At 44.1% G+C, this 15,358-nt stretch carries 8 protein-coding genes; 4 read left to right on the top strand and 4 right to left on the bottom strand.

Annotated elements, in window-relative coordinates:
- Complete coding sequence (gene rlmKL, locus H5647_RS14055; protein WP_045861408.1) at positions 1–2,295, bottom strand: bifunctional 23S rRNA (guanine(2069)-N(7))-methyltransferase RlmK/23S rRNA (guanine(2445)-N(2))-methyltransferase RlmL; 2,295 nt, start codon at positions 2,293–2,295, stop codon at positions 1–3.
- Positions 2,296–2,584: 289 nt separating this feature from the next.
- On the opposite strand from rlmKL, the gene rmf reads away from it, so the two are divergent.
- The gene (gene rmf, locus H5647_RS14050) at positions 2,585–2,794 is read left to right on the top strand and encodes a ribosome modulation factor (protein ID WP_408034004.1); all 210 of its coding nucleotides are present in this window, start codon (positions 2,585–2,587) and stop codon (positions 2,792–2,794) included.
- 292 nt (positions 2,795–3,086) lie between these two features.
- On the opposite strand, the gene H5647_RS14045 is transcribed toward rmf, so the two are convergent.
- A complete protein-coding gene (locus H5647_RS14045) occupies positions 3,087–4,112 on the bottom strand; it encodes a quinone-dependent dihydroorotate dehydrogenase (RefSeq protein ID WP_045859425.1) in 1,026 nt (341 codons plus the stop codon).
- A gap of 894 nt (positions 4,113–5,006) precedes the next feature.
- Between H5647_RS14045 and H5647_RS14040 the strand changes: the two genes are divergently transcribed.
- From H5647_RS14040 to H5647_RS14030, 3 genes are all read left to right on the top strand, one after another.
- Positions 5,007–7,604 carry a CHASE domain-containing protein gene (locus H5647_RS14040; RefSeq protein ID WP_052692078.1) on the top strand — a complete coding sequence of 866 codons (2,598 nt, stop codon included), beginning with the start codon at positions 5,007–5,009 and terminating at the stop codon, positions 7,602–7,604.
- Positions 7,601–8,068 carry a response regulator gene (locus H5647_RS14035; RefSeq protein WP_052692077.1) on the top strand — a complete coding sequence of 156 codons (468 nt, stop codon included), beginning with the start codon at positions 7,601–7,603 and terminating at the stop codon, positions 8,066–8,068. The genes H5647_RS14040 and H5647_RS14035 overlap by 4 nt, the downstream gene beginning before the upstream one ends.
- Positions 8,069–8,358: 290 nt before the next feature.
- Positions 8,359–10,083, top strand: a complete 1,725-nt coding sequence (locus tag H5647_RS14030) for a two-component system response regulator (RefSeq protein ID WP_045859423.1) — start codon at positions 8,359–8,361, stop codon at positions 10,081–10,083.
- Between the two features lie 36 nt (positions 10,084–10,119).
- Here H5647_RS14030 and H5647_RS14025 read toward each other — a convergent pair whose 3' ends face one another.
- Both H5647_RS14025 and H5647_RS14020 read right to left on the bottom strand, forming a co-directional pair.
- The gene (locus H5647_RS14025) at positions 10,120–10,347 is read right to left on the bottom strand and encodes a DUF2835 domain-containing protein (RefSeq protein ID WP_045859421.1); all 228 of its coding nucleotides are present in this window, start codon (positions 10,345–10,347) and stop codon (positions 10,120–10,122) included.
- A 39-nt stretch (positions 10,348–10,386) separates the two neighbouring features.
- Entirely contained in the window at positions 10,387–15,285 is a 4,899-nt protein-coding gene (locus H5647_RS14020; protein WP_045859419.1) for an NAD-glutamate dehydrogenase, read from the bottom strand.
- Positions 15,286–15,358 lie beyond the last annotated feature (73 nt).

The following is a 15,358-nucleotide window of genomic DNA, read 5'->3' as shown; positions in this document are numbered from 1 at the left end:
TCAGGATTCGATTGTCCAACATTTGTGGATTTTGGGGTTTCCTTCAAAATCAGGGTCTAACGTTTGGCGAGTAATATCCTTGACGGTATACTCAGCAAGCTGATCATTGTCTAATTTAAAACTGCGCAAATTGTTAGAAAAGTAGAGTGTACCGCCGGGCTGCAATAGATCCATACAGCGCTTGATCAGCACAACATGGTCTCGCTGAATATCGAGCACATCATCCATACGTTTAGAGTTAGAAAAACTGGGCGGGTCTAACATTATAATATCAAAACCTTCCCTGCAGCTTTTTAACCAATCCATACAGTTATCCCGCACGAGTTGATGGCTACCCATACTAATATTATTTAGCATAAAGTTAGTTCTCGCCCACTCTAAATAGGTATTGGACATATCAACACTTATAGAACTTGCGGCACCGGCTACGGCGGCTTGAACCGTAGCCGTAGCTGTGTAACAAAACAGATTAAGAAATTTTTTGTTGCGCGCCTGCTCAGCTATACGCTTGCGCAACGGGCGGTGATCTAAAAACAAACCCGTATCTAAATAGTCCGTAAGGTTAACTTCCAGCCGCGTGTTGTGTTCAATTATTTCGTGCATATTGCCGCGTGTTTTATCGGCAAACTTTTCGTACTGTTGAGTACCTTTATTTCGCTGACGAATTTTCGTGACTATTTGATTAACATCCAATTCGAATACGACAGCACAAGCGTGAACAAGGTCGTCGAATCGTTCTTTTGCTTTATGCTCATCGATTGTCTTAGGCGCGGCGTACTCTTGTATATGCAATTGTCTTTCGCCATTCACAAAATTATAAACATCAATGGCTGCGGAATATTCGGGCATATCTGCGTCATACAACCGGTAGCAGTGTATATCGTTTTTCTTTGCCCATTTATTGAGTTTTTTCTGGTTTTTTCGTAATCGGTTAGCAACCATCTCCGCACCATTACTGAGCGGGCGCTGTTGCAGCGGCAGATAAACCGCTGCGGCAGCACTTATAGGTGTATCGTCATCGGGGTTATCATATTTACGTGCAACACTGCCCTCAACACTAAGGTCATACAGTAAGAATTCGCTAGTAATGGCGCCATTAAATAATTGATATTTTTTCTTAGGCCGTAAACGCATTTCACGCGCGAGTTCTTTGTTACCCGTAAACACGCCCAGCTGCCAGCCCGGAAACTCTCGTTTACACACTTGACCCAACGATAAGTAGGTTGCGCGTAGCGCTTCTTTTTCACCCAATCGCTCGCCATAAGGCGGATTAGTAACAATAAGGCCCGAATTAAGCGTGCGATGGGTTGGTGGTTTAAATTCGATTAGATCTTTGGCGGTAACCCGAATAAAATCATCCAGGCCTGCCACTATAATATTTTTACGCGTTGCGCCTAATACCCTAGGGTTAAGGTCGTAACCTCGTATTTCTGGAATTTCGCCTGCGCAACCCGCCTTAAAAGCGTGCTCGGCATCATCGAGTAAAGCTTTCCATATCGATTCTTTATGTTGCCGCCATTTTTCAAAACCGAAACCAATTACTCTTGGGTCAAATTCGTCGCCAAAGGTGTCTGGATTCGTAGGCACGCGGTAGCCTCTGGCAAAGCGCGCACGTAACAACCCAGGTGCCATATTTGTGGCCATCATAGCCGCTTCCAGCAAAAAGGTGCCGGAACCACACATTGGATCGAGCAACGCTCCACCCTCTTTTGCAATAGCGGGCCAATTGGCTCGTATCAATATTGCTGCTGCAAGGTTTTCCTTTAGAGGTGCGCCGCCTTGGCCAACACGGTAGCCGCGCCTATGGAGACTGTCGCCGCTTAGATCAAGGCTTATATGCACAACATTCTTCGATAGCCGTGCATTAATTCGAAGGTCAGGTGACTCACGGTTCACATCAGGCCTTGAACCTGTTATCTCCCGTATTCTATCGACAACCCCATCTTTTACGGTTTGTGCCCCGAACTGGGTATGCCGTATAGCCTCGTTGCTGCCATTAAAGTCGACTAGCAGACTGCCGTATTCAGGCATGTGGGTTTCCCACGGCTCAGATTTCGAAATTTTATAGAGATCGTCAGCACAATCCACATTACCTTTGCATAGCGGTAATAATATTTTGTTCGCAAGACGAGACCACAAACAAACTTTATAGGCTTGTTCTAGTGGGCCACTGAAGTGAACGCCGGCTACAGTTTCTTTTACATCACTTGAACCTAACGCTTCAAGCTCTTGTTTTAAAAGGTTTTCTAAGCCCTTTGGGCAGGTGGCAAAGTAGTGCTGAACAGAGGTTTCCATCATTCTTAATATTCTCTGAGGCCATATCAGTCGACAGACCTATAAGTTTAAAATCGTTCACTTTTCGTTCGTCGTTTGGGACACTGGTTGTCCGGCTCGCCATTACTGGGCGACATTATGAGCACAACCTGGCTCAATGCAATCAAGTGTAAATGGAATTACGCAAGACGGTAGGGAAACACATTACCAAAAGCAGGTTATTCGTCTTTACGCGCTTACCTAAACGACATAGAGGTTAAGCGGTTACACCAAAGGTGAATAAGCTTTAATACTAACCCAAAGAGGTATTATGCGTATGCGACGCCAAAAACGGACCCACTCTGAACGAGCATTTTCTCGCGGCTATAGAGCCGCAACAGCAGGTAGGTCGAGGAGTTTATGTCCTCATGCTGCGGGTGAAGCTAGACACGTGTGGTTAACCGGTTGGCGCGAAGGACGCGAAGACCATTGGGACGGCTTAAACACATTGGCTCAAGTCCAAAAACTTCACAACTTTTAACCAACGTTGCTGGAACCAAAGGTATAAGGCTTAATCCAGCCAATTGTTCGGGACTTCGTGCCTACATTTAAGGTCTAGACCTAATATTTTGTACGAACGTGTTTTAAGTTCACCCCAATTCGGAGCGCAGTATTGTTTTAAACTAAACTCACCGGCAACCGAGGCGCACATTAGTTTTACTGATTACCCTTTCAACAATGGACACCACGCGCTGTGCGTGACGCCTTACTGATGGACCAGTACCCTTACACGGCTTAAAAACCGTGTAACCAAAGCTCCCTTAGTAGGAGCTCTACGAAGCCGCTGACGCCGCGATGGCGGTAGCGGCTTCAGCTATTAGCTTCGGACCTTCGTAAATAAACCCCGTATATAACTGCACTAGGCTCGCGCCCGCCTCTATTTTTTCAATGGCATCCGCGCCTGAAAGTATGCCGCCCACACCAATAATAGGTAGAGCACCCTTTAAATGGGCTGCAAGCAGGCGAATGGTATCGGTTGACTTATCTCTTACAGGCGCTCCACTTAAACCACCCGCTTCCCCTTGATACGCTGAGAGCTCAACACCTTCTCTCGAAATGGTTGTATTGGTTGCAATAACACCGTCGTAATCATGCTTGACTAGTTGGTCGGCAAGGCTAAATAGCTGCTCATCCGTCATGTCGGGTGCAATTTTTACCGCAATAGGCACTTTTTTACCCAGTTGTGCCGTCAAAGCCGCTTGCTTTACCTTTATACCGGCCAATAAGGTTTCTAGGCTTTCACCGAATTGGAGATTACGTAACCCAGGTGTATTCGGCGAGGAAATATTGATTGTGATGTAGTCGGCATGTGCGTAAACGGCGTCTAAGCATTTTTCGTAATCCGACAAGGCGTCTTCTTCGGGCGTCTGTTTGTTCTTACCAATATTGATGCCGAGAATACCCGTAAAGCGGCGCTTTTTTACCCGTGCAACAAGATGCTCAACGCCCTTGTTGTTGAACCCCATGCGATTAATGATCGCTTTTTCATCGACCAACCGAAAAAGCCGTGGTTCTGGATTACCCGGCTGGGCAACAGGCGTGATAGTACCTACTTCCACTGCGCCAAACCCTAGCCTTCCCAGAGCATTGAAATAATCCGCGTTCTTATCTAACCCTGCCGCTAAACCAACAGCATTCGGAAACGTAAGCCCCATAACACTGACGGGAGCCGAAACAGGTTTACTCATAAACGGTTTTAGCAAGCAAAGACGATCTGCGGCGCCAAGGCCGTCCAACGAAAGTTCGTGTGCGAGTTCAGGGTCGAGTGAAAAAAGTAACTTTTGAACGAGGGAATACATGGGAAACCTGTAGCCAATTGAATCTGGCGGCAAGGATACAGAATTCGGGCCAAAAGGTCGATGACACTAAGGGCTGTAGTCGTAAAGATATCGATCTAAAACCGTGATTTTAACTATGAGTATTGATCGTTCTTCGCGCAAAGAGGGCCTTCTGAGCGGCCCCAAAACAATCTCCATGGGGCACACTATACTCCCTACTGAAAGTCACCACTGAAAGTCACCACTCCACCCGTGTTCAACCGGCTCAGAAAACCCTATCGGCTGCGGTAACGACAGCAATAAAAACGATCAATCGCCTGTATTGGATTGGCGGGAAAAGAAAAGCGACTCTTCAGGCCTTTATGTCAATCAATGCGCTACTAGCCCGCCCGCTTCGTAATAGATAGCCTTATCTTCCTGCCCGCGCGAAGCGTCATCTATACCCTCAAATACAGCTGTGTACCCAGCCCCATTAAGGAATATTCCGTAAAGGCACATAGCGCGAGAAAATGTAGCCGCCCTATTCGCGCATTTGGTGAAAGTGAACTATCGTTTCGTAAAGGGAAACTCACAATACGCACTGCCAATCGACCAAATGAATGTGCGTCACACCCCACTAATGATTGAGTATAAAAAACAACACCTCAACCGAACTTTTTTATCGTTAAAGGGCCTCATCTTGCGTGCGTTAACGTGGTATTTAAAAAGGACATGACGCCCCATCAAAATTTTGAACCCAACAGTGCTTCATCTCAATCTCACATACGCACCAATACTATTGGGTATGGGAACCGCGCCAGTAAGCCCCGCTATACACAGATTCACAAACTCGCTCGAGAGGGAGAAAACGCGTAAGCTAGAAAACGCCGCTAGTCTAGCTGTAAGCCAAGAGTATTGTAGGTTGAGGGCAGCGGTATGACGCACAAAAAAAACTCAACAAAATTCAATTCAAGAGTTGCTCAATCTGCCAATTTGCATTGGTATCACTGGCTCGTTGTCGCGGGCTCCATATTGCTTACCCTCAGTGCTTGGTATATCACTGCAGAGCAGGCTGAAGCGAAAATGACATCACAGTTTGATTTTCAATCAGCACAAATTGTGCAGCTCGTACAAGAGAGAATGGAGAAATACGAGCAAGTATTATGGGCAAGTGCAGCGGCACTTAATGCTATGCCAGAGAACGTGAATCGTCATGAATGGCGTACTTACTCGACCAATCTAAAATTAGAAAAACGATTGCCCGGCATAAACGGTATAGGAATAATTCATAGAGTAACCGCAGACAAATTCCCCACGTATTTAGCATGGCAGCGGGAACTGCAGCCAGATTATTATGTACACCCGCCACACGATAACACTGAGTTTTGGCCAATTTCCTATATCGAACCGCAAGACCTTAATGCAAAAGCCGTAGGCTTAGATATGGCGCACGAAAGCAATCGGTTTACCGCGGCAAAAAAATCCAGAGATACTGGAACAGCACAAATTACCGGGCCTATTGTATTGGTACAAGACGAGCAAAACACGCCAGGATTTCTATTTTACGCCCCTTGGGTTTCAAACAAGAACGAGCTTATCGCTCAGTCAACACAAGAACGGTTTAATGGGCTAGTCTATTCTCCGTTTATAATGCATAAGCTTATGGATGGCACCCTTGCAAACACCAATAGGCAAGTTAACTTCAGTGTGCATGATGGCAATAGTGAATTGTATAACGAACTAACTAAAAATTCTGAAGACTATGATCCAAAGCCGCTAATGAAAACAGATGTCGCGCTTGAGCTTTATGGACGACGCTGGGATTTTCATATTCAATCGTCCCTAATATTTAGGTCCCATTACTCACAACATCAACCGTTAATGATTTTAATTGGCGGTATCGCTATTGACGCCTTGCTGCTCTTCCTCTTTATAGTGCTTTCGAGAACGAACAAGCAAGCCGTTGTCTACGCAGACAAAGTCACCAAAGATTTACAAATTCGACGCAACGAACTGGAAAAAACGCTCGGCCGGCTAAGTGGCGCAATGAATGCCATGATGGATGCCCTTATTGTGATCGATGAATTTGGCAAAATTGTTGAAGCAAACCGCACAGTTGAGCGAATATTTGGCTACGAAAGAGACTATTTGTTAGGGAAAAATATTAGCCTATTAATCCCCTATCCTGACAACGAGCGCCACGATAGTTATCTTGCTAGAAAAACACCTCCAGAATTCAACCCGATGCTTGGTCAAGAGCGAAAACTGCATGCACTACATCAACAGGGTCATGTATTTCCCATTAAATTAAATGTTACAAAAGGGGAGCATCAAGATCATCTCTATTACACTGGCGTAATCCATGACTTAAGTGATTTTCACAAAACCAATAAAGCACTAGAAAAATCTGAAAACGTACTAAAAGCCGCAATGAAAAATTCAAACTCTGGCTTTATTGTGACCGATTCCGAAGGGAACATTGTTGATGTTAATACCTCTATTTGTAATTGGCTTGGCTATTCGCCTGAAGACCTTATTGGTCAGCCGGAAAATGCGCTTATCGCTAACATAGACAAACAAGACGCACAAAGAACAATTAAGAGTCTCGCCAATGGTGAAAAAGTATCAGTTGCAGTTGAATTACAGTACCAACATAAAGAAGGACATTCACTTTGGGGGTTAGTAACGGTTACCGCCGTGAGTGAAGAAACCGGTAAAGCGCCCTTCATAGTCTCGCAAATAGCGAGCCTGGAAACACAGAAAAAACTGGAAAATGACCTTGAAAAACAAAACGCTTATCTAGAGGAGGCCAACCGCGAACTGAATCAATTTGCCTATATTGCGTCGCATGATTTAAAAGAGCCACTCCGTACACTTCGTACGTTTACAAGTTACCTGCTAAAAGATTTGGAAACCCAAAAATGGGATCGTGTTGCGCAGGATGTCTATCACGTTGACAGTTCCGCTGAACGAATGACGCGGTTAATAAACGCATTGCTTGAGCTTAGCCGAGCCAGCAATGCCGATTTAAAGCTTCAGCCTATTGAAAGCAGTACTCTCATTTCGGATATTAGGCAAAATTTGCAAGCCCAAATACAAGATTCTGACGCCGATATTATCGTTAACGACGTGGGGTTAACGTTTAATGCAGACGGAGAGTTGTTATCTCAAGTTATTCAAAACCTCGTCAGTAATGCTATCAAATTCCATAAACCCGATAACATACCAAAAGTGACTATATCGACCCGCAAACAGAACAGCAATACCGGTGAAATAACCGTAAAAGATGAAGGGGTAGGCATTGCTCATAACCAGCTAGACAATATATTTTTTCCGTTTAAACGGTTGCATGGAATAGCAGAATACGAAGGTACAGGGATTGGCTTATCAATAGTAAAGAAAATAGTCGATAGACACAAAGGCCGAATTACAGTGGAATCTGAACCAGGACTGGGTAGCTGCTTTAGCATCCAATTACCGCTATCACTTTTAAACAATAATAAATCGTCATCAAACGGTGAGAATAACATATGAAAACAAAAATGTTAAAAAAAGTACGGCCCGCAAAATTATTGCTAGCCGAAGACAACCCTGCAGACCAATTAACGGTAGAACGTGCGCTGGAAGATGGCCGCGTAGAATGTGAGTTAACCGTGGTTGAAAACGGTACACAGGTGCTCACACTGCTACGCAATGAAGCCCCTTACGAAGACGCTAGAAAGTACCCTCACCCAGACCTAATTCTTATGGATATTAACATGCCCATAATGGACGGATTAACAGCCTTAAAGCATATTAGAAACGATGAGAACTTACGGCATATACCGGTTGTAATGCTCACAACGTCAGACTCTTCAACCGATATCAACAGCAGCTATGAAGACGGCGCTAACGCCTATATAACAAAACCGGTAAGTGATAGCGGGTTTATTGATGCCGTGCAGAAATTAGACCGTTTTTGGTTTAGGTTAGTTACTTTACCCGATGCTCCGGCCTAGTTAAAACCGTACTACGCTAGTCGTTTATAGATGAGTAAAAAACATTAATTAAAACTATTTATTCATTCGCTTTATTGGCGTTCTCGAACAACGAAAGTAATAATCTCTATAATCATTATGATTTAATAAAAGCGCTACAATTGAGCTATAGACATCTACAAAATGTAACAACGAACATTTCAACACTATGAAAAAAATCACGTTATCCCAATGTGCTATTATCAATATTAAATCGTTAAAAATATGCGTTAACGATTGTATTCCGTTCTTGTTTGCACAGGACATTAACGATGAGCAGTAATTCCAAAACCCTTTTTATAGTGGAAGACAATCCAGCTGACACTCTCCACTATTTGCGACTATTAGACGAGGTGAAGCATGATTTTAAAACAATCGAAACATCCACTACGCTCGCCGATGCCTGCGAGAGAATGTCGCAACAGCCACCGCTGTGCTGTTTGCTGGATTACAATTTACCGGACGGTAGCGCATTATCTTTTCTAGAATTATTAAAAACTAAATTTGAAAATGGATTGTGCCCCATTATTGTGATCACGGGGCAAGAAGACACTGAAACAGCTGTTAAATTAATGCAACACGGCGCACAAGACTATCTTGTAAAACAAAAGCTCGACGCCGAGCAGCTGCTTCGCGTTATACAGCATAGTATTCAAACATGGCAGCTTCAGCGGCAGTTAAATCACCTAGCGCTGTATGATCCGCTAACAAGCTTGGTCAATCGAACACTGTTTATCGATAGGCTTATACAAATGTTTGAAGCAGGTAAACGCAACCTCCGGCCGTTTGCGTTGCTCTATATTGATATTGATTACTTTAAAGCCGTAAACGACAATTACGGGCATGAAGCTGGGGATTGCATGCTTAAATCCATGGCTGAACAATTGCTTGCCAATATGCGCTCTACCGATACAGCTGCGCGGCTAGGAGGTGATGAGTTTTCAGTGTTGTTACCCGATATTAGCGAAGCTAAAGCGCACCATTTTTCTCATAAACTCGTGCAAGCACTAACGCTAGACCTCCCGTGGAAAGACGGCTTTATCTCTATTGCACCATCCATTGGCCTAGCCTGTTATCCGAGCCGTGCCGATAGCTACCAGGAGTTTATGCGAGAGGCAGACTTCGCCTTATATAGGGCCAAGAATAATGGCCGAGGGCAATACTCTGCCTTTAACAAAGCTATGGAAACCGAAACACGCCAACTGACGCAGTTAAGTTCAGCCCTACCTAAGGTTTTGCTCAATCAACGGTTACAGATTGCTTATCAACCTATTATTGATGTAAGTACTCTCGCTGTTGATTCGATAGAGGCATTAGTACGATGGAAATTCAAACAAAACTGGATATCTCCAGAAAAAATTATTGAGCTGGTGCTAGAAAGGAGGCTCAGCGAAAGCTTTCATCAATGGCTCTTTGAGAACACTATTCAGCAACTTTCCGATTGGCAAAGATCAGCCCCAGATCTCAGTTTGGCGCTCAATTTACCCGCTAATATCTGTCATGATGCAAAACTGTTAAATCAACTGCTGTCGGTATTAAAAGATACATCGATTGACCCACAAAAAATAACAGTGGAAGTTACTGAGACCCATATGATGCAATACCCCGACGAAACTAAACTACGGCTTAAAACGTTAGCCGATTTCGGCGTACAAATTTCTATAGATGATTTCGGTACGGGATACAGCTCTATGCAATATCTCGCCAGCTTACCCTGTGATACGTTAAAAATTGACCGACAGTTTTTTATGGATCTAAACACCAATGAGCGCAATGCACAGATAATAGAAGCCATTACGGCGTTATCCCATAGGCTTGGTTTAAAAGTAATAGCCGAGGGCATAGAAACAGCTGAATTATTACAAGCCGCAACCGAATTTGGTTGCGATTACGCCCAAGGCTATTGGTTAGGCGCACCCGTTATAACTCAACAAGAATTCTCTGCGTTCTGTGTAGAAAGTAAACGCCAAGGCGATCGGCTTATTGCAAAGGTATAGGTATGTGAAGGAACTTAATAAAAGGTAAACGAACAATCACCCTATTTTCACAATTTTTTTAAAACGATTGTCGTGATCGAAGTAAATGGCAAAGCATCCCCGTACGCCCTCTCGTGTCACATATGAACGTAATATTGCAGCTGGAAAACGAATGCGTCGCCCATCTAGGCTGGTCGCAAACACTGACTTTGCCGTGCCCGCATATAGTTTCTGATATTCCTCAACCGTTATACTCAGCGAGACATGTACAATTGCTTCAGTCATCTGGAGTCTATTGTCGTAATTTTTTATACGTGAATGCCGTTATTCATTACTGACATCATATTGTGTCGAAACATAATGTTCAGTCGCAACAACGAGATCTAACAATTCCCGAAGCGCAACAGCAAACATGGCATAGTCGGTGCCGGGAGAGCTTTGAACCTCGGTAATCATTTTTTTCCAGCGTACAATCAGTAATTCGTTTGCACTAAACCATGTATTGACAATGGTATCGATTGAGGATACTGACTCAGTTACACTGCTCTCGCTGGTTTTTAAACGGACTAACGAAACGGTAAGTTGACGGATATGCGCCTCCAGGTCGTCAATATAAGACTCTCTTGCCAGTGCCTGCCAATAGCTATCAACTTTTACCTCAGACAGTAGTGTGGCAAACCAATTCAAGTCTAGGCGATCTAGTAGTTCAAAAAAAACTTCGGTGACAACAGTAATGTCGGCATTCGCTACTCTTGCGGATTCGATAACGCCAAGACCAGAAAATAGGTTGTCGGGCATGGCGAGCTTTAAAGACCACTCTTCTGGCACAGAATTTTCTTCATAATAACGTGATCGCGCTAGCCATTCGGCTCGCGAGTCCCCACTTACTATTTCAGCGGTAACACGGTATACAATATTTAATCCTTGCTTAAAGAACGCTACGTCAGTCTCGGGATTTAGCGTGGTGCGCCGGTTACGAAGAAACCAACGTGTTCCCCTTCGTACACGCCGTATCATGTTTCCCATAAGCTCTGCTTGTAAGGATGCTGCTACCTGATGATCCAAGCTTTTAATATAACGCTGAAAATTCTCAAAATCGAATACATCACGGGACACAATATACGCACGGGCGATCTCAGCGCTTGAAGCACCCGTTGTTTCGAGCAAACGGTGGCCCACCGTAATGCCTAAATTATTAATTAAATCGTTGGCCACTTGGGTGCCAACAATTTCCTTCCGTAATCGATGCCCATAGAGCTCTGCGTGATAACGTTCTACAATTTTTTGGGGGAACGCACTTTCAATAGACTGCGCAATGTAGTCATCATCGGCAATGTTGGAGTTGATAAGCTCTTCTTTCATCATGACTTTCGCATAGGAGATTAATACTGATAACTCTGGCCGCGATAAATACTTTCCGTGCCCCTGTCGCTCGACTATTTGCTCATCTGTGGGAATGAATTCAAGCGCTCGATTTAATCGCTCAGTCGACTCGAGAAAGCTGATGAATCGACGGTATTCCGTTGAGCGGGCGGCAGACTGGAACTGCGCGATACTAATGGCTTGTGTTTGCCGATAATTATTTTGTAGTACTAAATCCGATACCTGACTCGTCATTTCAGAGAGCAAGGTGTTACGCTGTTTGGCGGTTAGGTCGCCACTGGCGACTTTCTCATCTAATAAAATTTTAATGTTCACTTCATGGTCAGAACAGTCGACTCCTGCCGCGTTATCAATGAAGTCTGTGTTGCAGGCGCCTCCATTCAAACAAAATTCAATGCGGCCAAGCTGTGTCATTCCGAGATTGCCACCTTCGCCAAAAACTTTGCAACGCAATTCTTCGCCATTCACACGCAAGGTATCATTGGCCTTGTCACCCACATCATTATGAGATTCTGTTTTAGATTTAATGTAAGTGCCAATTCCTCCATTCCAAATGAGGTCTACGGGTGCTTTTAGTATCGAATGTATAAGCTCTGTTGGCGTTAAGCGGTCAGCGTCTATTGAAAATGACGATTTCATTTGAGGTGTTAAGGTTATATATTTTACGCTTCTTTCGTATATTCCGCCGCCTTCGGAAATAAGTTCGGCGTTATAATCAGCCCAGCTTGTTCTGGGAGTCTCAAACAACCGCTTTCGCTCAATAAAGCTCGCTGTTGCATTGGGGGTTGGGTCTATAAATAAATGTAAGTGATTAAACGCCGCTTGCAAACATATATGCTCGGACAATAACATGCCATTGCCGAACACATCGCCAGCCATATCGCCAATACCAATTACTGTAAATGCTTGCTGCTGTATATTTTTTCCCATTTCACGGAAATGACGCTGAACCGAAACCCACGCCCCTTTGGCCGTAATACCCATGCCTTTGTGATCATATCCTTGACTACCTCCAGAGGCAAAAGCATCGCCCAGCCAATGGTTGTAATCCAGCGAAATTTTATTCGCAATATCTGAAAAAGTAGCCGTGCCTTTGTCGGCAGCAACAACCAAATAGGGATCATCATCATCTCGCCTTACGACTTGCTTAGGGGGGACAATACTGCCCTCTACGAGGTTGTCGGTTACATCTAGCAAACCTCGAATAAATAATTGGTAACACGCTATACCTTCTCCCAATATCGCATCTCGACCGCCTTCCGCTGGGGGATGCTTTGCAACGAAGCCGCCTTTTGCTCCGTGCGGTACAATAACGGCATTTTTAACGTGCTGTGCTTTAACAAGCCCTAGTACCTCAGTGCGATAGTCTTGTAATCTATCGGACCATCGCAACCCTCCGCGGGCAACCTTACCACCGCGTAAATGCACGCCCTCCACACGAGGTGAATACACATATATTTCGTATAGTGGGCGAGGCTCGGGAATATCGACAATGTCACGGGGGCTAAATTTAAAGACAATATAATCTTTAGGCTGGCCATCAACCGATTGAAAGTAATTGGTTCTTAACGTCCCTTCTATTAGCTCAAGGAATCGGCGAAGTACTCTATCTTCGTTTAGGTTTGCAACATCATCAAGTGACTCGACTATTTTTAAACCAATACGCCCTTCTCTTTCATTACCTTTGCTGTCTGTGTTTAACCGTGGATCAAAATACGATTTATAAACGGCTAATAGATTTCGGGTAATTTCAGTATGATTCGATAATGTTTCGGCTATAAAATTTTGATCTGCATTAAATCCTGTTTGTTTCATATAACCGGCGTAAGCACGTAACAATGAAACTTCCCGCCAATGAAGTTTTGCACCGAGAACCAGTTTATTAAACGAATCGCTTTCTGTTCTCTTGCTCCAAACAGCAGCGAAGGCCTGTTCAAATAAGTTTTTAACGGCATGAACATCAATAGATACTCTTATACCGAGGTTTAACTGGAAATCATGTAGCCATACACAGCTGCCATCATGCTTATAAATCTGAAACGGGTTTTCACCAATGACCTTTAATCCCAGGTTTTCTAAAATGGGAATAATGTCTGACAATATCAACGCATTGTGAAGATGAAGAACCCTAAACCTCATAGTGTTCGTTTCCACGCCGATCGGTTGGTAAAAGTTCATGGCCACTTCATCGGTGTTTTTTAAGGTTTCTAATAGCTTTATATCTTGCACGGCATAGCGCGTATCAAAGTGCTCTTGATAACTCGGCGTAAAACCATTTTTAAACAGATTAAAGTAGCGAATGCCGTTACTTTCACCAAACGATTCGATTAAAGCGGTTCTTAAATTGGCAGACCAATTACGCGTAACATCCACAACACGTTCTTCGAGAGCCTCTAAATCAAAATCACGGTGGTTGGAATCTGTTACTCGGTATATAAATTGTGCTCTTACCAAATTGGATTCAGAAAAGAATGTATTGAAATCAAAATCGTTGGAATCAAACGTGTCCGATAGAATATCCTGTATTTTCTGACGGATAGAGGTTGAATAGATATCACGAGGTACAAACACATTACACGTTATAAAATTACCAAAAGCATCGCAACGCGCAATAAGCCTTACAAGATGTCGCTCATTAATTTCAACGATAGACATAATGTTGTTGTGTAGAGTTTCTGTATCGGTGAGAAACAACTCGGCTCGCGGGTAGTTTTCAACGGTGCGCCTTAAACTGCGCCCGTCATGGCTATTGGGATCTAACCCAGAGCGGTTAATAACCTTCTGTACTTTTGTGCGTAATATAGGTATTTCAAGCGGTGAAAGCGTGAGCACCTCGTAGGTAAAAAGCCCTAGAAACCGTACTTCACCGGTCACGTTTCCGTTGGTATCATATTTTTTGAATACCACATAATCAGGGTACGCAGAACGATGCACACTACTGTGGGTTGCGGCCTTAGAAAAACAAATGGCGTCTGCGCTTGCGTAAAAATCTTGCATTCCGGGGCTAAAGTTTTCACGGTAAATTATTGCGTTGTCGATTTCTGCACGCTTAAACACGCCTAGCCGCGCGTTAGTATCTTCTTGTAAGGCAGGGCGATTGTTGTGGGTGATTAGGTCGTAATCCCGATAGCCAAGAAATGCGAAGTGGCGGTGCATCAACCAGTTTGAAAATTCAACCTCTTCGCGTTGCTGCTGAGTACTATCAAGATTGTCTCGAACGGCCTCCAGATGCTGCAAAATACGTTGATGATCGCTGACGACAACGGCAACATCCGCGAGTACGTTAAGTAAATCCTGATGGATAGCATACAATTCAGAGTCATTCGGCTGAAGGCTTACCTCTATGTACATCAACGCTTCTTTGGTTGCGCTTTTCACTGCATCCTCGGTAAGAGGTTCACCTGTACTCAAACTAATGGACATTCCTTCTGCACGGCGATCAACATTTAAAACGGTGCTTTTTATTAGATAGATAGGGATTTCTCTGCGGTTGAGTGCAATACGAACAGAGTCAACTAAAAAGGGCATATCCGGCTGTTGAATAAAAATAATCGTGCGGCCACATTGCCAGCCGTGCTCATCAAGCGAGGGGTTGAATACGCTTAGTGATACACCTTGATTCTTGCCGTGCTTCAAGTGATGGTAAAGCCCAAAGCTTAACCCATACAAATCGGTTATATGGCGCCCTTCCCACTCCCCTAAAGGAAACCGTAAAAGATATTCACGTACGAACGAACGAAACTCTTGTTGGTGGTCTTGAGGTCTAGATTCCTCAATCCATTTGTCAAAATTCTGGATGAATTGTGCACGATTGGCGAGGCTCGATTGGGTAATGTCCACGGTTTGATCCTTAGCAGGGAACGTACTTTCAGGTAACAGTTGGAAACTCTTTGCGAATTGGCCGGTCGTAGGT

The organism is Teredinibacter purpureus, from assembly GCF_014217335.1.
Classification (GTDB): domain Bacteria; phylum Pseudomonadota; class Gammaproteobacteria; order Pseudomonadales; family Cellvibrionaceae; genus Teredinibacter; species Teredinibacter purpureus.
Note: the sequence above shows the minus strand (reverse complement) of the source record. Positions and strands in the feature narration are given on the sequence as shown.

Excerpts from the sequence above, each read along its gene's own strand:
- rmf (WP_408034004.1), top strand. The coding sequence starts at position 2,585 with ATGCGTATGCGACGCCAAAAACGGACCCACTCTGAACGAGCATTTTCT.
- H5647_RS14040 (WP_052692078.1), top strand. The coding sequence starts at position 5,007 with ATGACGCACAAAAAAAACTCAACAAAATTCAATTCAAGAGTTGCTCAA.
- H5647_RS14030 (WP_045859423.1), top strand. The coding sequence starts at position 8,359 with ATGAGCAGTAATTCCAAAACCCTTTTTATAGTGGAAGACAATCCAGCT.
- H5647_RS14035 (WP_052692077.1), top strand. The coding sequence starts at position 7,601 with ATGAAAACAAAAATGTTAAAAAAAGTACGGCCCGCAAAATTATTGCTA.
- H5647_RS14045 (WP_045859425.1), bottom strand. The coding sequence starts at position 4,112 with ATGTATTCCCTCGTTCAAAAGTTACTTTTTTCACTCGACCCTGAACTC.
- H5647_RS14025 (WP_045859421.1), bottom strand. The coding sequence starts at position 10,347 with ATGACTGAAGCAATTGTACATGTCTCGCTGAGTATAACGGTTGAGGAA.
- rlmKL (WP_045861408.1), bottom strand. The coding sequence starts at position 2,295 with ATGGAAACCTCTGTTCAGCACTACTTTGCCACCTGCCCAAAGGGCTTA.